19 protein-coding genes and 2 pseudogenes are annotated in these 23135 nt (G+C 68.1%); 15 read left to right on the top strand and 6 right to left on the bottom strand.

What is annotated here, in order from left to right; all coding sequences use genetic code 11:
• Positions 1–2: 2 nt before the first annotated feature.
• Positions 3–863: an SDR family NAD(P)-dependent oxidoreductase gene (locus HEP85_RS37115; RefSeq protein WP_248002246.1), complete on the bottom strand. Its 861-nt coding sequence runs from the start codon at positions 861–863 to the stop codon at positions 3–5.
• Between the two features lie 349 nt (positions 864–1212).
• Between HEP85_RS37115 and HEP85_RS37110 the strand changes: the two genes are divergently transcribed.
• From HEP85_RS37110 to HEP85_RS37075, 8 genes are all read left to right on the top strand, one after another.
• A complete protein-coding gene (locus tag HEP85_RS37110) occupies positions 1213–2064 on the top strand; it encodes a methylenetetrahydrofolate reductase (RefSeq protein WP_369658017.1) in 852 nt (283 codons plus the stop codon).
• A gap of 65 nt (positions 2065–2129) precedes the next feature.
• Positions 2130–3476 (top strand): aminomethyl transferase family protein, encoded by a 1347-nt coding sequence (locus HEP85_RS37105; protein WP_168531822.1) that lies wholly within the window; start codon positions 2130–2132, stop codon positions 3474–3476.
• Positions 3477–3534: 58 nt separating this feature from the next.
• On the top strand, positions 3535–4392 hold the full coding sequence (purU, locus tag HEP85_RS37100; RefSeq protein WP_168531821.1) for a formyltetrahydrofolate deformylase: 858 nt from the start codon (positions 3535–3537) through the stop codon (positions 4390–4392).
• 43 nt (positions 4393–4435) lie between these two features.
• On the top strand, positions 4436–4936 hold the full coding sequence (locus HEP85_RS37095; RefSeq protein WP_168531820.1) for a VOC family protein: 501 nt from the start codon (positions 4436–4438) through the stop codon (positions 4934–4936).
• 966 nt (positions 4937–5902) lie between these two features.
• Positions 5903–6772, top strand: coding sequence for a cupin domain-containing protein (locus tag HEP85_RS37090; RefSeq protein WP_329528413.1), 870 nt, complete (start codon positions 5903–5905; stop codon positions 6770–6772).
• On the top strand, positions 6769–8100 hold the full coding sequence (locus tag HEP85_RS37085) for a Xaa-Pro peptidase family protein (RefSeq protein WP_168531817.1): 1332 nt from the start codon (positions 6769–6771) through the stop codon (positions 8098–8100). The genes HEP85_RS37090 and HEP85_RS37085 overlap by 4 nt, the downstream gene beginning before the upstream one ends.
• Before the next feature lie 253 nt (positions 8101–8353).
• The gene (locus HEP85_RS37080; protein ID WP_168531816.1) at positions 8354–9343 is read left to right on the top strand and encodes an MBL fold metallo-hydrolase; all 990 of its coding nucleotides are present in this window, start codon (positions 8354–8356) and stop codon (positions 9341–9343) included.
• Between the two features lie 509 nt (positions 9344–9852).
• A complete protein-coding gene (locus HEP85_RS37075) occupies positions 9853–11049 on the top strand; it encodes an MFS transporter (protein WP_248002245.1) in 1197 nt (398 codons plus the stop codon).
• Between the two features lie 281 nt (positions 11050–11330).
• Here HEP85_RS37075 and HEP85_RS37070 read toward each other — a convergent pair whose 3' ends face one another.
• Both HEP85_RS37070 and HEP85_RS37065 read right to left on the bottom strand, forming a co-directional pair.
• Positions 11331–12185 (bottom strand): bifunctional methylenetetrahydrofolate dehydrogenase/methenyltetrahydrofolate cyclohydrolase, encoded by an 855-nt coding sequence (locus HEP85_RS37070; RefSeq protein ID WP_168531814.1) that lies wholly within the window; start codon positions 12183–12185, stop codon positions 11331–11333.
• Entirely contained in the window at positions 12182–12466 is a 285-nt protein-coding gene (locus HEP85_RS37065; protein WP_168531813.1) for a hypothetical protein, read from the bottom strand. Before HEP85_RS37065 ends, HEP85_RS37070 begins: the two co-directional genes overlap by 4 nt.
• Before the next feature lie 613 nt (positions 12467–13079).
• Here HEP85_RS37065 and HEP85_RS37060 point away from each other — a divergent pair.
• Complete coding sequence (locus HEP85_RS37060; RefSeq protein ID WP_248002244.1) at positions 13080–16052, top strand: BTAD domain-containing putative transcriptional regulator; 2973 nt, start codon at positions 13080–13082, stop codon at positions 16050–16052.
• A gap of 361 nt (positions 16053–16413) precedes the next feature.
• Here the strand turns inward: HEP85_RS37060 and HEP85_RS37055 are convergent, their stop codons facing one another.
• On the bottom strand, positions 16414–17712 hold the full coding sequence (locus HEP85_RS37055; protein WP_168531811.1) for a dihydrolipoamide acetyltransferase family protein: 1299 nt from the start codon (positions 17710–17712) through the stop codon (positions 16414–16416).
• Between the two features lie 25 nt (positions 17713–17737).
• Positions 17738–19921, bottom strand: a complete 2184-nt coding sequence (locus HEP85_RS37050; RefSeq protein ID WP_168531810.1) for a thiamine pyrophosphate-dependent enzyme — start codon at positions 19919–19921, stop codon at positions 17738–17740.
• Positions 19922–20033: 112 nt separating this feature from the next.
• Between HEP85_RS37050 and HEP85_RS37045 the strand changes: the two genes are divergently transcribed.
• The 3 genes and pseudogenes from HEP85_RS37045 to HEP85_RS37035 form a co-directional block, all read left to right on the top strand.
• The gene (locus HEP85_RS37045) at positions 20034–20267 is read left to right on the top strand and encodes a hypothetical protein (protein ID WP_168531809.1); all 234 of its coding nucleotides are present in this window, start codon (positions 20034–20036) and stop codon (positions 20265–20267) included.
• An 8-nt stretch (positions 20268–20275) separates the two neighbouring features.
• The gene (locus HEP85_RS37040; RefSeq protein ID WP_248002243.1) at positions 20276–20920 is read left to right on the top strand and encodes a GntR family transcriptional regulator; all 645 of its coding nucleotides are present in this window, start codon (positions 20276–20278) and stop codon (positions 20918–20920) included.
• 67 nt (positions 20921–20987) lie between these two features.
• Positions 20988–21161 (top strand): annotated as a pseudogene (locus HEP85_RS37035) (thioredoxin-disulfide reductase); the annotation flags it as partial.
• Between the two features lie 4 nt (positions 21162–21165).
• Here HEP85_RS37035 and HEP85_RS37030 read toward each other — a convergent pair.
• Positions 21166–21315, bottom strand: coding sequence for an ATP-dependent DNA ligase (locus HEP85_RS37030; protein ID WP_168531807.1), 150 nt, complete (start codon positions 21313–21315; stop codon positions 21166–21168).
• A gap of 352 nt (positions 21316–21667) precedes the next feature.
• Between HEP85_RS37030 and HEP85_RS37025 the strand changes: the two genes are divergently transcribed.
• From HEP85_RS37025 to HEP85_RS37015, 3 genes and pseudogenes are all read left to right on the top strand, one after another.
• The gene (locus tag HEP85_RS37025) at positions 21668–22120 is read left to right on the top strand and encodes a hypothetical protein (protein WP_248002242.1); all 453 of its coding nucleotides are present in this window, start codon (positions 21668–21670) and stop codon (positions 22118–22120) included.
• A gap of 69 nt (positions 22121–22189) precedes the next feature.
• Positions 22190–22612 (top strand): hypothetical protein, encoded by a 423-nt coding sequence (locus HEP85_RS37020; protein WP_248002241.1) that lies wholly within the window; start codon positions 22190–22192, stop codon positions 22610–22612.
• Between the two features lie 150 nt (positions 22613–22762).
• Positions 22763–22933, top strand: a pseudogene (locus HEP85_RS37015) (transposase); the annotation flags it as partial.
• Between the last annotated feature and the right edge of the window lie 202 nt (positions 22934–23135).

The raw sequence follows: 23135 nt of genomic DNA, 5'->3' as shown, positions 1-23135 counted from the left end.
GGTCAGATGACTGACTTGCCGAGCCCGCCGTCGACCTGCAGGACCTGACCGGACACATACGACGAGAGGTCGGAGGCCAGGAACACGGCGGCGGCCGCGATCTCCTCGGGGCGCGCCCAGCGGCCAAGACGGATCCCGAGGTTTTCCACCATGCCGTCGCGGACCTGTTCCGGGGTGAGGTTCTTCGCCTCGGCGGTGGCCGCATGACGGTCCAGCCAGACCTGTGTCAGCGTCATACCCGGCGAGATGCCGTTCACCAGCACGCCCTGCGGGGCCGCTTCCGCGGCCAGATAGCTGGTCATGGCAACCACGGCGGCGTTCACCGCGGCGGCGACGCCGATGTTCGGGACCAGCATGTGCGCTGCCATGCCCGCGATGTTGATGATGCGCCCGGTGCCACCCTTCTCGATGAGCGGCAGCGCCGCGCGCGCCACTCGCAGGTAGCCGACGGTCTTGGCGTTCAGGGCGTCACTCATGACCGCCTCGTCGGCCTCCGCCAACGGGCCGACGGCCAGCAGCGGCGCCGCGCAGTTGATGACGATGTCCAGCCGGCCCTGCCACTGGTGTGCCTCGCGCAGCGCGTCGGCCACCGCTTCGACATCATTGACGTCGGCCACCACCGTGAGCACCCGGCCCTCGCCGCCTGCGGCGATCTGCCTCTCGGCGGCCTCCAGCTTCGCCTTGGTGCGGCCCAGGAGGGCCACGGCGGCGCCCTGCGCATGCAGCGCCTCGGCCATCGCGAGGCCGATCCCGCTGCCGCCTCCCGTGATGAGCGCTGTCCGTCCGTCCAGACGAATATCAAGTGTCATTTCCGTTTTCCCATCCATGAATTTCAGGTGCGGTGCGAATACCGCTGCCCGCAAGCCTGCATCGTGGACGACCAGACGACAAGAACGACTAACGGCTCGGCCAACTCCAGATGAATTCGATTAACGGGTGACTAACCATCGCTGCCGTAGGGTCCCTTCCACGACTTTCCGGGTCCACCGCACGGAACAATGCACGCCGACGGCCGCATTGCTCGCCGAGTCCTTCTACGTGATGGCGGATCACCGACGGTACGCCGCAGCAGGTTCATGTCGTCGCCGGTCGCGTCGTAAACCGGACAGACACCTCTTGCATTTATGTCACCAGCTTTTCGGTCGGTGCGCGATGTGACCGAAACAGGTCGCACTATCTGAATTATTCCAGCTCAAGAAGGCGGAAACTGAAATGGTGCAATCTGCTGACCGGGGAATTTCGGTCGATGATATAGTCCGCAACGCGAGTATCGAGATAATTCCCCTCAAGGGTGCGGAAGAGAAGGCGGCCGTCGTGCCGGCCGACACGACCGTGGCCATCACCTGCTCGCCCAAGTTCGGACTGTTGCGCACACTCAACCACGTTGCCGCAGCGCGCCGATCTGGGCACCGGGTCGTGCCGCACCTGGCGGCCCGCATGGTCGAGGAGCGGCGCGACCTGCGACATTTTGTACGGAGAATCACTGATCTCGGTGTCGACGAACTGTTCGTCATCGGCGGCGACGGCGAGGAACCCGCCGGCAGGTTCAAAGAGGCCACGGAAATCCTCCAAGAATTGGGTGAGTTCGACCACGGTGTGTCCAAAATAGGGATCGGCTGCTACCCGGAGGGTCATCCGAAGATCTCAGAGGACGTTCTGTTCGACGCACTGTTGCGCAAGCAGCAGTACGCCGACTACATGGTCAGCCAACTGTGCTTCGACGCCTCGGCCATGGCCGGATGGTTGCGATTCGCTCGCGACCGCGGCGTCACCCTGCCGCTCCGTATCGGTGTCGCGGCCCCGCTGCAGGTCAGGAAACTGGTCGAACTCTCGGTCAAGATCGGTGTCGGCCAGTCTGTGCGATTCCTGTCCAAACAGCACGGCCTGGTCGGCAATCTGCTGCTCGGACGCGCCTACGAACCCATGGACCTGCTGCTCGCCATCCAGAAGGAGATCTCCTTCACCGACTTGTCGGTCGAAGGCCTGCACTTGTTCTCCTTCAACCAGGTCGACACCACACTCGACTGGCTGTCCCGCACCAGCGGTGTGGAGGAAGCCGGATGACTCCCCGCGACCTGCCGTCGTGACAACAACCACCGCCCACAGACAGAAGGTCGAGTTTAAATTTCATGAATCTCGAAGAGAAAATCCAGAAGGCCGGCAACGTCGCTGACATGCTGCGCAACGCGCCCCAGGGCCCGTACGTCTACCCCATGCGCGCCGAGTACACCAACTGGCGGGACGAGCAGCGTGCGTGGCAGGAGACCGCCGTGATGTTCGATCAGTCGCACCACATGACGGACATCTATTTCAAGGGTCCGGACGCGCTACGACTGATGTCTGATCTCAGTGTCAACGGATTCAAGAATTTCGGCAGGAACAAGGCAAAGCAGTTCGTGGCATGCAACTACGACGGTTACTTCGTGGGGGATGCCATTCTGTTCGCCTTCGAGGACGACGAGTTCAGCCTGGTGGGCCGCCCGGTCGCACCCAACTGGGCCGCCTTCCACGCCGAGCACGGAGACTACCGGGTCACGGTGACCCGCGACGAGCGTTCCATCGCCAACGACGGCAGGCGGCTCACTTTCCGGTTCCAGCTCAATGGACCGGCCACGCACAAGATCGTCGAGAAGGCGGCGGGCGCGCCGCTGCCGCGCATCAGGTTCTTCGCCATGGGCGAATTCGAGATCGCGGGTGTTCCGGTGCGCGCACTGAACCACACCATGGTCGGAGTGCCCGGGCTGGAATTCACCGGTCTGGAGCTGGTAGGTCCGTCGGAACACGCCGAGCGGGTCCGGGAGGCGCTCCTGACCGCAGGGGAAGAATTCCGGCTGCGCCAGGGCGGCGCACGTGCCTACCCGTCCACCGCCATCGAGTCCGGCTGGATACCTGCGCCGGTGCCCGCCATCTATACCGGTGAGACGATGAAACCGTTCCGGGAGTGGCTGTCCGCGGACGGCTTCGAGGCGAACGCCTCCATCGGCGGCAGCTTCGTATCGGACACCATCGAGGACTACTACGTCACGCCGTGGGACCTCGGCTACGGGCACGTCATCAAGTTCGACCACGACTTCATCGGCCGGGCGGCCCTGGAACGAATGGCGGACGAGCCCCACCGCAAGAAGGTGTGGCTGCGCTGGAACGACCGGGACACCGCGGAGCTGATCGCCGACAGCCTGTTCGGCAGCGGACCGCACGCGAAATACCTGGAGATGCCGGTCTCCAACTACGCCACCGGGTCCTACGACAAGGTGCTCGTCGACGGCAGGCTCGTGGGCGTCTCCGCGAACGCCGGCTACACCGTCAACGTGGGCGGCTGGTCCTCGCTGGCCATGGTGGACGACAGCGAGGCGATCGACGGCCGCGAGGTGACGATCGTCGTCGGCGAGGTGAACGGCGGTTCGGCCAAGCCCACCGTCGAACGGCACATCCAGCGCCACATCCGCGCCACGCTCCGCACCGCCCCGCTGGTATGACAGCGCCGTTCCAGAGCGTCGCGGGCACTCCGGCTCACAGTGGAGGACGTGATTCAGCATGACCGCCGCCCGTTGTGTTCTCACTTTGACCTGTGCCGACCGGCCGGGGATCGTCTACGCGGTCACGACGTTCCTCCTCGGGAACAACTGCACCATCGTGGAGAGCCAGCAGTTCACCGACCGCCAGGCCGGGAAGTTCTTCATGCGGGTGGAGTTCGAAGCGTTGGACCCGCAGACCACGATCGACACGCTGCGCGCGGGTTTCACCACCGTGCCAGAGCAGTTCTCCATGGAGTGGCGGCTGCTCGACGGGACGCGGCCGCAACGCATCCTGATCACGGCCAGCAAGTTCGGTCACTGCCTCAACGACCTGCTGTTCCGCGCCTTCAACGGCGGCCTGAACGTCGAAGTGGCCGCGGTGGTGTCCAACCATCCGGATCTGCGCTACCTGGCCGAGACCTACGGCGTCGCCTACCACCACGTCCCGGTCACGCCGGAGACCAAGTCGGCCGCCGAGAAGGACCTGCTGAACCTGGTCGGTGAGCTGGAGGTGGACCTCGTGGTGCTCGCCCGGTACATGCAGATCCTCTCCCCGGAGCTGTGCAAGAAGCTTGAGGGGCGCGCCATCAACATCCACCACTCGATGCTCCCCAGCTTCAAGGGCGCCCGGCCGTACTACCAGGCCCACACCCGAGGCGTGAAGCTCGTCGGTGCCACCGCGCACTACGTGACCTCCGATCTCGACGAGGGCCCCATCATCGAACAGGAGGTGGCGCGCATCGACCACTCCATGACCGCTGCCGACGTGACCACTCTCGGCCGGGACGTCGAGTGCCTGGCGCTGTTCCGCGCGGTCCGCTGGCACACCGAGAACCGCGTACTGCTCGACGGCAACCGAACCGTGGTCTTTCCCTGACCACCGCACCACACGCAGACCGGAACCACTGGAGGTTCGTCCGATGCCCATCCCCGGACTCACCCGTGTCGACCACTTCGGGATCACGGTTCCCGATCTGGACCAGGCGCGGGAGTTCTTCGAAGACGTGCTCGGGTTCGAGTACCTGTACCGGCTCGGGCCGCTGCGGGGCGAGGGCCACTGGATGAGCGAACACCTGAACGTGCCCGACGAGGCGGTGGCGCCGCGGATCTACTTCTTCCGCATCGGCGGGCAGGCGATCATGGAAGTCTTCGAGTACCAGGTACCCGGCCAGCGGCTGGAGCCACCCCGCAACAGCGACATCGGCGGTCACCACCTCGCCCTGTACGTGGAGGACATGGATACCGCGGTGGCCGAACTGCGGCGGCGCGGACTCCGGGTGCTGGGGGACCCGACGGACAGCAGAGGACCGCACGAGGGACAGCGTTGGGTGTACTTCCTGTCGCCCTGGGGACTGAACTGCGAGCTGGTGTCCTACCCGAACGGGAAGGCGTTCTTCCGCAACCCGCAGGCCTTCAGCTGAGCCTGCCGGTCAGATACGGGACATGAACGGCGTGCGGGTCCGCCAGGCGCGCCGGTACGCGGCCGCCGCACAGTAACGCCGTCGCTCTGCAGCCCGGCCTCACCGTCCTGGACGGTGAGGCCGGGCTGTTGCGCGCGCACCAGTCGTCCGGACCGTCGGTGGTCGCGGGACGGCCGGGGCGCCGCCACGGCCGGACGCGCACACCCGGTGCCCCTGTCGGCGGGCGCCGCCGACGTTCCCCGGGCCGTCGCGGGGCCGCGTCGACCCCTTCGGCCGCCGAGGCCCGACACGCCGGTACCACCCCGAGAAGGCCGTGGGAACCGATTGTGCTGCCACGGACCCCAAACGTGTGTCGCCCGTCGGTCGTCTCGCTCGGTGATCTCTCCGGTGTGCCCGGCCGGGTCGCGGGCGGGCGCGCGGCATGTGGCGGTGAGGGGCGTTGGTTTTGACTCCGCGTAAGGCAGGCCACGGCGGGAGGCGATCGCGGTTGCGGGGCGGGCGACAGTAGGCGCTGCGGCTGAGCAAGGGTGTGGGAGTGCTCAGGCTCAGCCACCTGCCCGGCACTCGACGCGAGGCGTTCCAGCAGGACCTCCCGGGCGCGCTGTTCGGCGGCCGCAGCGAAGCCGCCGGCCGCAACTGCCCGCGCCCGGACGCTCTACCGGTTGAGCGGCGTACTCCCGGGGATCTGCTCCGCAGCAGAACGGGGACGACGTCTCCACCTCGGACACTCCGACCTGGTCCGAGGCGCGGCGCGGGTACCTGGCACGCGCGACCGACAGCGGTGCGTAGGCGCTGCATCAGCGGTACGCGGTGACGACGCGTGAGTTGGGAGTCGCACGTTCCGCCGAAGTGCCCCGGCTCGTCACTCGGTCGCGGCGGTGAGCGGCTCTCCCGATTTCGAGTGGATTAACGCCCTCCGGAGCACACTCGAGCCCGTCACAACCTGCCAACCATGAAGGAAACCCCATGACTTACCACATATCTCGTGCCGCCGAACGCGAGTGGGTTGACGTCAAAGACGTGCCTGGACTGCGGCAGGCGTTGATGGTCGGCGAGATCCACGGGTCGCATCACATGGAGATCTCGCTGTACGAACTCGCACCCGGTGCGACCCTCGGCTGGAACCGCTGCCCGTTCGAGGAATCCTGGTTCGTGACGGCCGGCAACGGCCGCGCGGCGCTCGCGGGCCTGGAGTACGACCTCGGCGCCGGCGACTACGGCGTGGCGCCCGTCGGGCTGGCACATTCGCTGTCGGCCGGCGACCAGGGGTTGAGCTGGTTCTCGGTACGGGCACCGAAGCCGCCGGTGTTCGACGGCGCGCGCAGTCACATCTCGACACAGCCACTGTCCGGCGAGTACCTGGGCCGCCCCTCGGAAACCGACCCCCGCCACCGCTACGTCGGCCACTTCAGCGAATCCGACGTGGCGCCCTTCGGTGATCTGTCCATGCCGGGATACCACGGACCCAACATCAAGAACATCAGCATCCGGATGATGGTGGACCAACTGCTCGGCGCACAGCACCACACGACCTTCATCGCCAGCATCGCCCCGCGCTCCGGCCCGGGCAAGGCCGCGAAGGTGCATTACCACCCGTTCGAGGAGATCTACTACTTCATCGGCGGCGGCATGCGTGGCTGGATCGACGGCAACGAGGAGGTCACCGAGACCGGCGACCTCGTCTGGGTAAGCACGGACGGCACCCACGGCTTCGTCAACGAGCGTGAGGAGCCCGCCCGTTGGATCGAGGTTCAGTCGCCCGTCCCTCCGACCTCGGACGCCTTCTTCTTCCCGGACGACTGGCGCACTCTGCCTGAGGACGGGAAGACACGATGACATCCGCGGCGACTTCCACGTTCGGCCTGAACACGGTCGACTGGGAACGGCGGATCGACGTCGACCGGCTGCGCGACGACCGGCTGGGGCGGCTGCGAGACCAGCTCGAGGCATCCGAACTCGGCGCCGTCCTCGCCTTCGACTTCACCAACATCCGCTATATGACGGCCACCCACATCGGTACCTGGGCGGTCGACAAGTTGATCCGGTTCGCCCTCCTGGTACGGGGCGGCGAACCCATCGTGTGGGACTTCGGCTCGGCGGCACGGCACCACCAGTTGTACGCGCCGTGGCTGGACCACCCGTCCGACGAGCGCAATCCGTCGGGCGCCCGGGCCGGCATCTCCACGCTGCGCGGTGCGTTCAACCCTGACGCCGGCATCGCGGACGAGGTGGCCCGCAAGGTACGCCGCGAGCTCGACCTCTACGGCCTGGCCGGCGAAGCCGTCGGCGTGGATGTCATCGAGATGCCCGTACTGGCCGCGCTCCGGGACGCGGGCGTGACCGTCGTGGACGGTCAGCAGGTGTTCCTGGAGGCCCGGCGGGTCAAGACCGACACGGAGGTCACGCTGCTGACCCAGGCGTGCGCGATGGTGGATGCCGCCTACGACTCGCTATACACCTTCCTGCGACCCGGCGTACGCGAGAACGAGTGCGTCGGATTGGTCAGCAAGACGCTGTACGACCTGGGGTCCGAGCACGTCGAGGGGGTGAACGCAATCTCCGGCGAGCGGTGCTCTCCGCACCCGCACGTCTACTCGGACCGCATCATCCGGCCCGGCGACCCCGCGTTCTTCGACATTCTGCACAGCCACATGGGCTACCGCACCTGCTACTACCGGACCTTCGCGGTCGGCAGCGCGTCACCGTCGCAGCGCGACGCCTATACCCGGTGCCGCGAGTACATGGACCGGGCCATCGAACTCGTCCGGCCAGGCGCCACCACCGCGGACATCGTGTCCGTCTGGCCGACGGCCCAGGAGTTCGGCTTCCCGGACGAGGAGGCGGCGTTCGCCCTGCAGTACGGCCACGGCGTCGGACTGTCCATCTGGGAGAAGCCGATCTTCTCCCGCCTGGTCTCGCTGGACCACCCCGAGGTCCTCGAGAAGGGCATGGTGTTCGCTCTGGAGACCTACTGGCCGTCCGCCGACGGCCTGGGGGCCGCCCGCATCGAGGAGGAACTGGTCGTCACCGAGGACGGCTGCGAGGTGATCACCAAGTTCCCCGCCGAGGAACTGCTGGTCGCCGGGCAACGTTACTTCGCGGTCGGCGGGCAACTGCCCACACTCCGTGAACCCCAGTCGCACCGCAACCGCCCTCGCGACTGACCGGTCCGACCCGGCACCTGACTGTTCCGGACACGTCCGCCCCGCCTCGGCCGGCGTCACGTCGGCTGGGTCGAGGTACTCACACAACTGCTGCCCGGGGGTGCCTGGTCCGCCCTGACACGGGCACTCCCGGGCAGCGTCGCCGCGCCGGCCTCGAACACCGGCGCCCCGGCCGCGCGACAGGCCATCACACCCATGCCCGGCCTGCGACCCGTCAGGCCACGGCGAATCCTCTGTGCGAAAGCGAGCAGCGATGACACATACAGCCCGGGGACTCGACATTCCCCTCGTTCCCCAGAACGCGATCGGCCCCAAGGTGCCGCCTTCCGGCTACCTGGTCGAAGAGGTCGCCGACGGCGTCCACTGGATCACGGACGGCGGCTACCAGTGCGCGTTCGTGGTGTGCGACGACGAGGTGATCGCCATCGACGCACCACCTTCGCTCGGCGGCCTTGTCACTCGCGCCATCCGCGACGTGACAAACAAGCCCATCACCCACGTGGTGTACACGCACTTCCACGGCGACCACATCGGAAGGGTCGACCAGTTCCCCGATGAGGCCACCCGGATCGCGCAGCGGGAGACTCACACGATGCTGCGCGAGGCCGGCGATCCGCTGCGCCGGCTCCCGGACGTGACCTTCGGGGACTCCTACCGGATGGAGGTCGGCGGTCAGGTCCTCGAGATGCACTACAAGGGCAGCAACCACGCTCCTGGCAACAGCTTCGTGTACCTGCCCCGGCAGAAGGTCCTGATGCTGGTCGACGTGATCTACCCGGGGTGGGTGCCGTTCACCAACATCGCCCAGTCCAAACACATCCCCGGTTTCATGGCGCACCACGACCACGCGCTCGCGTTCGACTTTGACACGATGATCACCGGGCACCTCACCCGCCTCGGCACCCGCCAGGACGTCGAGACGCAGCGCGAGTACATGCACGACATTCGCGACGCCGCCCAGCACGCGCTGGAACTCACACCGGTCAAGCGGAACCTCGCACGCGACACGGTCGGCACAGAACACATCTACGAGTACTTCAAGACCATGTACGAGGCCGCTGCCTCGGAAGCTGCCAAGCCGGTCATCGACAAGTGGTCCGGCAGGCTGGGCGGTGTGGAAACCCTCGGGGTCAACCACACCCTGACGATGTATCACAGCCTCCGTCTCGACGGCAACGTCGAACCCCATGTGGTGTTCTTCCCCCCGGCCGACGACAGCCCCGGCCACGATCACCAGTGCTGAGAGGGGGCCGGCCGAAGGTTCACTCGACAACCCGGCGCCCCGTTGATCCGTCCTCCTGCTGCCCGGCGCGCAAGACCTGAGGTCCGTTGTGCCGCACGACCTGGCGCTTGGTGCCTGGGCTCTTGAGTGCAAGCAGCAACCGGTGAGCGGCTTCCGGATTACGAGTGGGTTAACGCCCTGCCGACGACACTCGAGCCGGCCACCGGCCGCCCAGGCCAAGGCTTTTGACCGGAGCCGAGGCTGTCCTGAACCCCGCGTCCTACGTGGCGACAGCGACTTGGACCCGTACGGGGCCTGGCACGAGCAAGAAGGGTTCACCGGCCGACCCGCGGCCTGATCGGAACACAACCCTCATGAGATCTGCGCCCCTTCGAGATCGACCCTCCGAGCCCGACCTCCAGGAGAACCTCATGACCGAAGCACCGTCCTCGGCTGTGGCAACGGCCACCTCGACCCCTGCCGGACCCTTTCCCCGATGGTATCGCTCCCTCCCCCGCGAACACCGGCCCGTGTTCTGGGCCGGGTTCGCCGGGTGGGGTCTGGACGCCTTCGACTTCACCACCCTGCCGCTGGCCCTGGGGTCCATCGCCGCGGCGTTCACGCTGAACTCCACCCAGTCGGGTCTGATCATGACGGTGACCCTGCTGGCCTCGGCCGTGGGTGGGGCCCTGGCGGGCCTGCTGTCGGACCGCGTCGGGCGGGTGCGGGTCCTGATGATCACCATCGCGACCTTCGCGGTCTTCACCGCCCTGTCCGGACTGTCCCAGAACTACGGTCAGATGTTGCTGTTCAAGGGGTTGCAGGGCCTCGGGTTCGGCGGCGAGTTCGCGGCCGGCGCGGTCCTGATCGCCGAGGTCGCCCCTGCCCGGCACCGCGGTCGGATCATGGGATTCGTCCACAGCTCGTACGCGGTCGGCTGGGGTCTGGCGGTCCTCGCCTACACGGTCATCTTCAGCCACGCCGGCCCTGACGCCTGGCGTTACCTGTTCCTCCTCGGCATACTGCCCGCCCTCGCGCTGCTCTTCATCCGGCGCAACGTGAGGGACTCCGTTGTCTCGACGGAGAATCGCCGTCGCATCGCGGGAGAGACCCCCGCTCCGGTCTGGGGCGGGCTCGTCGCGTTGTTCGGACGCGACCTGCGACACACCACGCTGTTCGCCCTGCTGGTCGGGATCGGGGTACAAGGCGGGTACTTCGCCATCTTCACCTGGCTGCCGTCCTACCTGCACACAGAGCGCGGTCTGACGGTCGTCGGCACCAGCGGCTACCTCTCGGCCGTCATCGCCGGCTGCTTCCTCGGCTATGTCGGTGCCGGTTTCCTGCACGACTGGGTCGGCCGCCGGGCCACGTTCATCTTCTTCGCGGTCAGCGGCGTGGTGTGCGTGGTGGCGTACACCTGGATCCCCGAGGGAGCCAACGGCCTGCTGCTCGTGCTGGGCGTGCCGCTGGGGATGGCGGCATGCGGATCGCTGGCCGGTACGGGCGTGTTCTTCAGCGAGTTGTTCCCCAGCCGGGTGCGCGGCACGGGCGTCGGCGTTGTCCACAATTTCGGCCGGGGAGTCGCCGCCTTCTTCCCCTCCCTCGTGGGCGCGCTCTCCTCGGTCTTCGGACTGAAGGCGGCCATGGGTGTCGGAGCTCTCGGGTACGTCCTGGTGATCGTCGGCGTGGTGGCCCTGCCTGAAACCCGGGGCCGGCAGATCGCGTAGGTCCGGCAACCAGGCATCGAGGCGAGGAGAGGGAACGGGAACGGCTGTGCGACATCCCAGAAGAACGTGCGGGATGCCGCACCCGTGGGCGGTCACCGAGTGGCACCTGGGAAGTGCAGCCGCTCCCCGCCCGCCGTCGCGGACCCCCGGGGTGCAGGGCGAACCCTTGGCCCCGTCCTGGGTGATCGGCGGGAATCGACGGGTGACGATTCGGGCGGTCCTCGGTGCCGGATGCGCCGATCGCGTCGTACCTGGTCGGCTCCGGACTGTGGTGGGTGTCCTCAGCCGACACTGCGCTCCGCCGCTTCCACCACGTTGACGAGAAGCTGGGCACGGGTCATCGGGCCGACGCCGCCCGGGTTCGGGGAGATCCACGCCGCGACCTCGGCGACATCCGGGTGGACATCGCCGACGATCTTGCCCTCGGCGCTGCGCGAGACTCCGACGTCGAGGACGGCGGCGCCCGGCTTCACGTCCTCCGCACGCACGAGGTGCGCGGAGCCGGCCGCGGCGACGATGATGTCGGCGCGCTTCAGGTGCGCGGAGAGGTCCCGGGTACCGGTGTGGCACTGGGTCACGGTCGCGTTCTCGCTGCGCCGCGTCAGCAGCAGCGGCATCGGCCGGCCGATGGTCACCCCGCGGCCGACGACCACGACCTCGGCACCCTTGATCTCCACGCCGTAGCGGCGCAGGAGGGTGAGGACGCCGTTCGGGGTGCAGGGCAGCGGGGCCGGCTCGTTCAGCACGAGGCGGCCGAGGTTCATCGGGTGGAGTCCGTCCGCGTCCTTGTCCGGGTCCATCAGCTCCAGGATGCGGTTCTCGTCGATGCCCTTGGGGAGCGGGAGCTGAACGATGTAGCCGGTGCAGGCGGGGTCCTCGTTGAGTTCCCGCACCACCGCCTCGATCTCCTCCTGTGTGGCGGTCGCGGGCAGTTCACGCTGGATGGAGGCGATACCCACCTGCGCGCAGTCGCGGTGCTTGCCCGCGACGTACTTCTGGCTGCCGGGGTCGTCGCCCACCAGGACGGTCCCCAGGCCGGGCGTGACGCCCTTCTCCTTCAGGGCCGCCACGCGGACGGTCAGATCGGACTTGATCGCGGCTGCGGTGGCCTTGCCATCGAGAATCTGGGCGGTCATGCTCTCTGATCCGTGCTCAGACGGCGGCGTCCGCCGCGGACCTGCGGCTCACCGAGGTCGAGGTCGAAATGGAGGCCGAGGTCCATCGCCGGGCGGAGGCGGGTGAGGGCGTTCCACACTCCGGCGGACATGGTGAGCGCGACAGGCTCCCGAGGGGGCAATCCGTGCCGCGTCCGCGACAGCACCTCGGAGTCGATGGCGGTCACGCCGACGTCGCGGCCGGTCAGCGGAAGATCGGTCGGGGCGATCTGTTCCTTGGTCACCGGCGGCACGAGTGCCATGGCAAGAACCTCCTTGGGTGGAACGGTGATGGTTTGCGCGCGCCGGTAGCGCCCAGGCCGTCGCCAGGCCGATCCCGCCGCCGCTTCCCGTGGCGGGCGCTGTCCGTCCAGTCGCACACCAAGCGTCATGTCCGGTTTCCCCACGAGGGCCCGGCGCGGATACCGCTGTCCGCAAGCGTGCTGCGCGGGATGGCAGGCGGCAAGGACGACTAACGGCTCAGCCAACTCCGGAGGAATTCGACTAACGATTCCCGGACAAGCGTTGATAGAGGACTCGTCGCGACTTTCCGGGACCATCGCACCGCCATCCGGCCCGGCGACAGCCGCTGCTTCTCATCCGTGCACCGGCCATGGACGGCGTCGTGCGCCACACATGGGCCCGCTGACAGGCAAGGACCGATCATCCTCGTTAATGTCCGCGAAACCGAGCTTGACCCAGCGACATCAAGCTCTCGAATATTGGCGGTATGGGGTCATCCGGCTCTGCCTGGCAGCAGCGGTTGCCCACCTGAAGAGGGCGCGTTTGTTCTGACTCCGAGTGAGGCGGGCCGCGGTGAAGGACGATCGCAGTTGTGGGGCGGGAAGCCGGCGGACGGTGATCCGGCGGAAGCTCGTGGCACCCGAGCCCGCGGACGACCTCGTGCCGCGGGACCGGCTGACCGGGTGGGTCCGGTCCCTCATAGACCAGCATCCCGTGGTCACGGTGTGCGCGACCGCGGGTGGCGGCAAGACCACGGCCGTCGCCCTGGCGCTGCGCGATCTTGAGCGCCCGGTCGCCTGGTTGTCGCTCGATGGAACGGAACAGGCTCCCGGCCGGTTGCTGGTGTATCTCGAGGCGGCGGTCGAGCCGTACGTCGCGGCGGCCGGCCGCGTCGCGTCCGACGCACTGCGGAGCGGGATCCAGATCGGCGAGGCCGCGGGGCTGCTGGCGGAGAGCCTGCAGGACAGCCGTCTCGTGCTGGTGTGCGACAACGTCGAGCGGATCACCGCCGACGAGGGATCCGTCGTAGTCCTGTCGGCGCTGGCCCGGTACCTGCCCGCCGACGTCACCCTGGTGCTGATATCGCGTACCAGCGTTCCGCTGGACATCGGCTCGATCAGCGACATGGCCCGGGTGGGAGAGCTGGGCGAGGAGGACCTCGCGTTCGACGCCGAAGAGGTCGCGGCGGCCCTCCGGCTGGTCGGCCACCCCGATGCCGACGTCGAGCGCATCGTCGAGATGACGGGCGGATGGGTGGCGGGAGTGCTGTTCGAGGGCTGGCGTACCGCAGAGGTGACAAGTGCCAGGTCCGGCGCCCTGCGCGGCTACCTGTCGGCCAACATCCTCCGCACTCTCTCCGCCGCCGAGCGCACCTTCTTGCTGCACACCAGTCCGCTGGCGGAAATCTCGGTCCCTGACGCGGTGGCGCTGGGCCAGACGGACGCGGTCCGGCTGATGGCATTCCTGCGGCTCAAGCGGCTGCCCGTGGCATGGTCCCAGGACGGTTCCCACCTGACCCCGCACCCCCAGTTCCGTGAGTTCCTGGCCGACGAACTGGCCAGGACCGAGGATCCTGAGACCGTGCGCCGGCTGTACCGTCGCCACGCGAACCTGCTGGTGCAGCGTGGCGAACTGGAGGAGGCCGTCGACGCGTTCCTGCGCCTGGGCGACACCGAGGACGCGTGGCGGCAGGCTGCAGTCGCCCTCCCTGATCTCCTCGGCCGGATGGACTTCGCGCTGGCGGCTCGGTGGCTCGACGCACTGGACGCCTCCAGCAGAACGCCCACGCCCGAGGTCGGCACCATAGTCCTGCGCGTGTCGTTCGCCCTTGAACACTGCGGACGCGGCAACGAACTGCTCGACCGGCACGGCCAGGACTGGCTTCCGTCACCCGGCTCACCGCACTTCGACGAGGCACTGCTGCTGGCGACCTGGTGCCTGTGGCACTCCGGCCGATTCGCCGAGGCGCGCACGCTGACCGACAGGCTGCCCGCCGGCCGCGCCCGAGAGGCCGCCGAGAACCTGCTGGCCCTGGCCGACGGCAGCGCCCCGCCATTCCCGGACTACGCGCCGGTGCCGTCCGGCACGGTCGACGGGATGCTGATGCGGATCGGGTATGTCCGAGGCCGCCTGAGCGGACTCGACCGGCCCGCCACCCTGGACCCCTGGCGGACCGTGATCGGCGCGCCGTGGGTCATCGCCGGGCTGCGGGCGACCGGTCGCCTGCACGAAGCCATGGAGATGTACGAGGTACGCCGCGAGTCGTGGCAACCGCCCTGGCTGCACGCGTTCGACGCGGTCGACCTCATGTTCGACCTCGGTCGGGGCGACGAGGCAGGCGCCGCCCTGGAACGCGGCCACCGGCTGATCGCGGAGACGGGCTCCCAAATCTACCGCGTCTTCGGACTGCTGAACGAGGCGAAACTGCGCCTGCGACTGCACCACGACACCGAGGCGGCCGACCGTGCGCTCGCCGAGGCGGAGGCGTACGGAGCGGCCGACTACGCGTTCAGCCGCGAGCTGTGCCACCTGTGGCGCGGCCTGTCCCTCCTCCTGCGGAACCACAACGCCGAGGCACGCGTGGAACTGGAGGCGTGCGTCGAGGGCATGCGGCGCGGTGACCGGCGGCTCGAACTGGGCACCGCCGCGGCATACCTCTCGGAGGCGTACTGGCGGCTCGGCGAGGAGGACGCGTCGGACGCCGCCGCCGAACTCGCCCTCACCGAGGCCGCGGCACAAGGATCACAGCACCTGCTGCTCAGCGCGCTGACCGACGTGCCTGCCGTAGCAGTCCGGGAAGCGGACGCGTCCCCGACGCGGATGTCGCGCTGGCACGAGCTCACCTCCGCACTGTCCAGGCAGGACACAGTGCGGGTGACGACGAGAGCCCCGCGGCTGCTGCTGGAGGAGTTCGGCGAACCCGTCCTGACCGTCGACGGTCAGCAGTCGGCGCTGCGGCTGAGCAAGAGCGTAGAGGTGCTCAGCTACCTGCTCGGTGCCCGACGCGAGGTGTCCCGGCAGGAACTCCTGGACGCCCTGTTCGACAGCCGCAACGAAGCCGCCGGCCGCAACTACCTGCGCCAGGCTCTCTACCGGCTGCGCGACGTACTCCCCGAGGATCTCGTCCCGCGGCAGGACGGGGACCGTCTGCACCTCGCCCACCCCGGCCTGGTCTGCGGTACGGCGCAGGTCATGCTGGACTCGCTGGTCGAGGCCGACCACCAGGACGGGGAGATCCGCCTGCGTACCATGACCGAGGCGCTCGCCCAGGCCGACCGCGGGCCGTACCTGGCGACGCTGTCCAGCGTCTGGGTGGAGCAGCGCCGGTCCGAGATCGGTGAACGGGTTACCAGCGGCCGCATCGAGGCGGCCAGACTGGCCTTCCGGCTCAGCAGATACCGGGAGGCCCGGCAGTTCGTGGACGACGTGCTGAAGGTCAGCCCGTACCGCGAGCAGGCATGGCAGTTGGCGATCTCCCTGGCACACGCGAGCGGCAGCGACGACGGTGTGCTGGCGCTGTACCAGCGGTACGCGGCGACGATGCGCGAGTTCGGAGTCGCCCCGTCCGCCGAGGTACGCCGGCTCGTCACTCAACTGCGGCGGTAGACGGCCCTGCCGCCGCTGATCGACCAGGGCCGCACCCCGGCCCGCGCCGGCATCGTCGCCGGCCGGCTGGCCGTCCTTGCTCGCCCCGGCACACTCCTGTGGAGATCCGACAGGTCCTCGCAGCGGTCCGTGTCCTCGCACAGGTTCCGCTGTCGCGGCTGCCCTCGCCGGGCCAGGTGCCAGGGCGGTCGATCCGGCGCGGACAACGCCGGGCCCTCGCCCGTCGCCGCCCCCACCGGCGGCGGCAGCACACGACCGAGGGGGCGGTCTCCAGGAGACCACCCCCATCGACTGCCGGCCGGCCTGCCCCACTCCTCTGACACCTTCCGGCCGAGGCAAACGTCGGAGTCCTTCCGGAGTATCAGGCGATCAGCTGGAACGGCTCTTCGAGTGCGTGCACCAGGACGGACATCCACCGCGCGGCCGGCGCACCGTCGATCGCGCGGTGATCCACCGACAACACCAGCGAGAGCTGGGTCGCGATCTCGATCCTGTCGTCGACGACGATCGGGGCCCTGGATCCCGCGCCGACGGCCAGGATCGCCGACTGGGGCGGGTTGATGATCGCCGAGAACTCGTCGACACCGAACATGCCGAGGTTGGTCACGGTGATCGAGCCGCCCTCCAGGTCGCTCTGCCGCAGGGTGCCGTCGCCCGCCTGCCGGACGAACTCCCGTACCTGGCCCGCAATCGCACTGGGCGATGCCTTGTCGACGCCGCGCAGCACGGGGGTGACGAGCCCGCGCTCACCGGCGATCGCGACGCCGACGTCGACGGAGTCGAACTGCCGCAACGCGTCGTCGGTCCAGATGACGTTCGCCTCCGGCACGGCCCGGTGCGCCACCGCGACCGCGCGCAGCACCAGGTCGTTGACCGAGATCTTGTGCGGCGACACCTCGTTGAGCTGTGCTCGCAGCGCGAGCAGCGCGTCGACGCGGGCGGTGCGCTTCACGTAGAAGTGCGGGATCGTCTGCTTGCTCGCGGTCAACCGCTCGGCGATCGCCCGGCGCAGACGGGTGTGCTGGATCTCGTGGAACGTGCCCGTGCCCTTTGTGGCCGGTTTGGCCGCCGGGGACGAATCCTGTGTCTGCGTCGGTACCTGCGCCTGGGCCTGTGTCGGTGCCCGTGCCGGCGCGGGCGCGGGCGCCGACTGCCTGGCACTCGCGATGGCGGCCTCCACGTCCCCGCGGACGATGCGGCCGTTCGGGCCGGTGCCCCGAACCTGGTCCGGCGTCAGGCCGGCCTCCTTCAGCCGCTTCCGGGCCAGTGGGCTGCTGAAGATCCGGCCGGCGGAGCCGTTCGACGTGGTCTGTACGGGTGCGGGCTCGGGCACCTCACGACGCTCGGGTGCCTGCCTGGGGGGAGGGGTGTCACCGACCTGGAGTTCGGCGAGCAGCCGGTCGGCGTCGCCGGGCTGGTCACCGTCGCCGCCGAGCAGCGCGACCGGTGAGCCGACCTCGACGAGTGTTCCGGCCGGCACCAGGATCCGAAGGATCACCGCGTCCGTCTCGGCGGCGACCTCCACGGACGCCTTGTCGGTCTCGATCAGTGCGATGGGGTCGCCTGTCGTGAAGGGGGTGTCCTCCTTCACCAGCCAGTCCGACAGGACGGCTTCGGTCGCGCCGGCCGCCACTTCGGGCATTCGCAACAGCGTTGCCATGGTTGGGCCTCCTTGTTCTCGGGCGTCAAATGGCGGCGGCGATGCCGCGCAGGGCGGCGACGACTTCCTCGGTGCGCGCGACCGCGGCACGTTCGAGTACCTTGCTGATGCTGGGAGAGGAGACCTTGCCGGTTACCCGCTCGACCGGCGCGTCCAGCCAGTCGAACAGTCGCCGGTGGATCTCGTCGGCCAGCCAGGAACCGTAGGACGTGCCGATGGCACCCTGCTCGACGATCAACACGCGGTTGGTCTTCTTGACGCTGCGTTCGATGGTCTCCCAGTCGATGCTCGCCCGGTCCAGCCACCGTAGGTCGATGAGATCGGCCTTGACCTCCGGTACCTGTTCGAGCGCCGCCAGGCTGTGCCCGACCATCGACAGGTACGAGATCACGGTGAGGTCGTCGCCCTCACTGCGTAGCGCCGCCTTCCCCACCGGGATCCGGTAGTCCAGGTCGGACACCGGTCCGATGCCGGTCGCCGTGTAGAGGTCGACGTGCTCCAGGACGACCACAGGGTCCTCGCAGGCGAGTGCCGTGTTCATCAGGCCCACGTAGTCGAACGGGTTGGAGGGTGCGATCACCCGCAGTCCCGGCGCCGTGGTGAGAATGCCCGCCGGGTCCATCGAGTGCTGCGACCCGTAGCCGGTACCCGCGGCGAGTTTGGAGCGCAGTACGAACGGCACGGGGATCTCGCCGCCGAACATGTGGCGTGCCTTGGCGACCTGGTTGAACAACTGGTCGGCGGCGACCCACATGAAGTCCGCGTACATGTACTCCACGATCGGCCGGAACCGCCCGTCCACCGCGATGCCACAGCCTAGGCCCGTGAAGGCGTTCTCGCAGATCGGCGTGCCCAGCACGCGGTCCGGTGCGACCTCGATCGCACGCTTGGTGGCGCCGTTGGTGCCGCCCTTGAGGCGGTGCACGTCCTCACCGAGCACGACGACGCGCTCATCGGTCTCCATGCGACGGCCGATGACGTCGCTGACCACGTCGATGAACCGGCGCTCGCCGAGTTGTCCGGAGAACGTGTCGGCCTCCTCAAAGCGGCTGTCGGCGAGCTCGCTCAGGTCGCCACGTACACCGACGTCGACGAACCCGGGGTCGGGCCACTCGCTCGCCTTGATCCGACGCTGTCCCGGCTTGCCGCCCGGGACGGGTTCCAGCAGCGCGTTGCCGATCTCCCGCATGGTCGCGACGATCTCGTCCCGCGCCGCGGTCACGTGCTCCTCGGTGGCCAGGCCGCGCCGGACGGCCTGGGTGCGCAGCAGCTCGACCGGATCCCGGTCCCGCCAAGCCTGCTCCTCGGACTTGTCGCGGTAACCGAAGGAGCTGCCCGGGTACGGTCCGTTCTGGTGGAAGTACCGGTACAGGTCGGCCTCGACGATGGTCGGCCCATTGCCCGCCCGCATGTGCGCGAGCGCCTCGTTCATGGCCAGGTTGACGGCGAGTGGATCCATTCCGTCGACCCGCCAGCTCGGTATGTCGAACCCGAGGCCACGCGCGGACAGACGTGGTTCGGCGGTGGACTCCGACACCGACGTCGACACCGCGTACTGGTTGTTCTCGATGAAGAAGCAGACCGGCAGTCGCCACACTGCCGCGAGGTTGAGGGTCTCCAGAACGGATCCGATGTTGGCCGCGCCGTCGCCGAAATAGGTGACGGTCACGGCATCGGAGCCGGATCTGCGTTGGTTGAACGCGAAGCCCGCTGCCTGCGGCACACCGCCACCGACGATCGCGTTGGTGCCCATGGCGCCGGCTTCCCGCCAGCGCAGGTGCATCGAGCCACCCCGGCCGCAGCAGTACCCCTCGGCCAGGCCGCAGATCTCCGCGAGGGTGCGCCGGAGCACGGTTCGTATGTCGTCGGTGAGCTCGGGCAGAGTCCCGGACTTGGGCACCGCGACGTGTCCGAACGCCTTGGCCAGGAACTGGTGGTGGCCTCGGTGTGAGCCGTTGACGTAGTCGTCGCTACGCAGGGGCAGGATCGAGCCGACGGCCCCGCCCTCCTGGCCGATGCTCGAGTGCGCCGGGCCGTGCACGAGACCCTGGCTCGCCAGTTCGAGCACATACTCCTCGAACACGCGGATCCACTGCGCTTGGGCCAGCATCCGCAGCAGCACATCGGGCTCCGCCGCGTCCCAGTCCTCGGTCGACGCGGTCAGACTGACCCACGGGGAAGCTGCGGCCAGGTTCACATGGGTGGGCATCGGTGCTCCTTGGAACGAACCCCCGCCAGATGGATCCAACTGGCGCCTGCTGTCCGGTACTATGCGTCGTAACTGCTCGTGATGCAAGCCAATTGGATCCAATGGAGGTTGAATGCCCATCCTCGGGCTCACCCGTGTCGACTACACCGGGATCACGGCTTCCGATCTGGATCAGGGCCGGGAGTGCCTCGAAGTCGCGCTCAGTGTCGAGTACCCGTGCCGGCTCGGACCGTTGGGGGACAACGAGGGCCACGGGATGAGTGAGGACCTTTTCTTCCGGACCGGAGGCCAGGCCCTCCTCGAACTCTCTGAGGCATTCCTCCGCAACCCGCAGGCCGTCAGGTGAGCGCCGACGTGGCGAGCAGGCGGATCGCCGACCAGCTCCGCGAACGGATCCTGGACGGCAGGCTGCCACCGGGCAGCAGGATCATCCAGGACGAACTGGCCGACGAACTGCACACCAGCCGCCTGCCGGTACGCGAGGCGCTGCGCATTCTGGAGGCCAAGGGCCTGGTGATACTGCGCGCCAACCAGGGCGCGTGGGTCACCCGGATGGACATGCGCGAATGCGAGCTGAACTACCAGATCCGTGAACGTCTGGAACCACTCCTGCTCGCCGAGTCCGCACCGCGCCTGTCCCCCGAGGACATCAATGAGCTGTCCCGTCTGCAGGACCGTATCGAGCAGACCGACGACGTCGAGGAGTTCTTGGTGCTGGACCGGGAGCTGCACTGGGCGACCTACCGGCACCACAAGGCCGAGGAACTCGCATCGATCGTCGCACGGCTCTGGGACACGACGCAGCACTACCGCAGGGCCTTCACCCGCCTGACAGGCACCCACCGTCGGTGGATCATCAGCGCCGAGCACCGGCTGCTGATCGAGGCGCTGCGCGACCAGGACTTCACAAGCGCGCAACACGTCCTGGAACTCCACATCCGCCGCACGAGAGTGGAACTTTCGAAGCACCCCGAGGTCTTCGACATCAAAGCCGAATGACAACGACCGACCTCAGCGGATCGGCACCTGCCTGACGGAGCGTCAATTCTGCACGTCGACCGACAAGGGCGACGTCGTCGACCACACCTACCGCCAGGCCATCACCGCCGCCGCCGGCGGCTGCGCGGCCGCCCTCGACGCCGAGCGCTACCTCTCCGCACACACAACGCGCGAGCCTGGCCGGGAACGGGACACCGTGGCGGTGTACGAGCGTGGTGCCGGGGTTCTGGGGTCGCGCTGAACATCTATGCCTCGGCACCGAACTGAGGGATCTCCGCGGGCGTCAGGTCGATACGGACGCGCATGAGCCGGACGGGATGGTGCCACCGTCCGCTCGCGTCCAGGGACACGTCGACCGCGAGCTCGGCGACCACCGTCGGCGCGACCAGCTGCACGTCGAGCTGCTGGCGGGAGCCCCAGCCTGCGGTGAAGGATCAACCGGTCCAAGAATGGTCGGGACTGCCTGGCTGGAGTTCGCAGGCCAGGGCCTGACGGGCAGCCCGCTCCAGGACGGTCGTGCGGCGCGCGTACTGCAGCTGGCCGGTGGTGTCGAAGCGTCCAGGAACAGTGTGGTCGGAGAGGAGATGGTGCCCGAGATTGCCCCGACCACTGTCTCGGCGGTGTGCCGCAGCCGGTACTTGCGCCAGCCCCTGTGGTCGGGCAGGCATGCCTGGTCGAGGCGCTTGAAGACGAGCCCTTCCAGCGGCCGATGTCCAAGCCAGCCACTCGGTGGCCTGCTGCGGGTCGGTGTCCGCCGCGTACGCCGAGGCCGACGGCGGTCTGCCGGTCGTGTCCTCGCCGGTTCTGCGCGAGTACGCCTACCGCGACCTGGTGGTGCTGCTCGGCCCCGCTTCCGAGCCCGTGCGCGCTCTGTCCGCCGGCCGTCCCGACGTGACCGAGCAGCTGCTCGCACCATGGCGGGAGCTGGCTGACGAGAGGCTGCGGCTGGAGACGGTGCACCTGGGGCAGCAGGGCACGGGTCACAGGTCGCTGCGGCCGGCCGCACGCACGCTGGGCCTGGCCGGCGAGCTCGGTGTGCGCTCGGGCTGCCGCCCGGGTCGGCGAACTTTGCATGGATACCTAGCGATGCACACGACTTCGCAGCACTTTCTGGTCATTGGTTCCGCTTGGGCGATGAGAGCAACTTGTCACATATGCCCTCGCTACTCGGTCAACACAGCGGCACCGCTTCGCGAGTAGGCGGGCTAGGGCCGTTGCGGAGTCGACGGCACCTCGCGCAAGATCGAAAACCAAGCGAACGGGAAGAACATGAGTGACGCGTCTTCAGACCTCGATATCACGGAGTTCATATCTCGCGTGGTGCATGACGGAAGCAACTACCGGATGGACGCGATGGAGGGTCTGTACACCGGTGACATGACAATTTTGTATCCGGACGAGAATGGATCGATCACTCGCGCTTCACGCTCGGATGTGTTCGGAGAGTTCGCCGCTCGCGGCCGCAACGGCGATTCTCCGCTTTCTACCGAGTATCGAATTCTGCACATCGAGCGGCAGGGAGACCTCGCAACGGCACTTCTCTACCGACGCATGAGCGATGAAGCGGCTCCGTTCCTCTACGAGTTGCGCCTTCAGTACAGGGCTCAGTGGCAGGTGTGTGGCGAGACCGTGACTCCATGGCCGGACCCCGAGGTGGCCGGAGCGTTCCTGCCGCCCAGGCAAAACGGTTAGTCCGGTGATCCGTCGAGGCGCGGAGGGTTACGGGATCGGGACGCACGTAACCCATCGGTGCGACTGCTGACCGAGATCAAGAAGTTTCGGCCCAGTTTTGAGAACATTCAGATGCCGCGGCGATCGTCAGCAGGCCCGATCCGCAACCAGGGACTCGGCACCATCCTCGGTGCCGAGTTCCTTGCCGCCACCGGCGGCGACACGGCCGTCTTCGGCACGCCCGACCGGCGCGCCGGATTCGGCGGCGTCGCACCGATTCCCTGCGACTCCGGCAAGTTCAGCGCAAACCTGAGACATCTCGTTCGATACGACCGGCAGCTCACCGGATTCTCCATACCTCCGCGCTTCGCGTTGATCAGCGCATTCTGTGAGCGGTCACGTCATTACGCGGCCGTCGACACATGCGAAGGCGCGCGGAGCTGCGCTGCTTCTGGCGGGCCAGGGCAGACGACACAGCCAAGCCGTTCTCGCCTGCCGCCGCGTCCATGTCCTGTGGGCCCTCCTTCGGACAGCCGGAGTTACC

Origin of the sequence: Streptomyces sp. RPA4-2 (assembly GCF_012273515.2) — a bacterium.
Taxonomy (GTDB): Bacteria; Actinomycetota; Actinomycetes; order Streptomycetales; family Streptomycetaceae; genus Streptomyces; species Streptomyces kaempferi.
The sequence above is the reverse complement of the archived record's forward strand: the minus strand, read 5'-3'. Positions and strand labels throughout refer to the sequence as shown.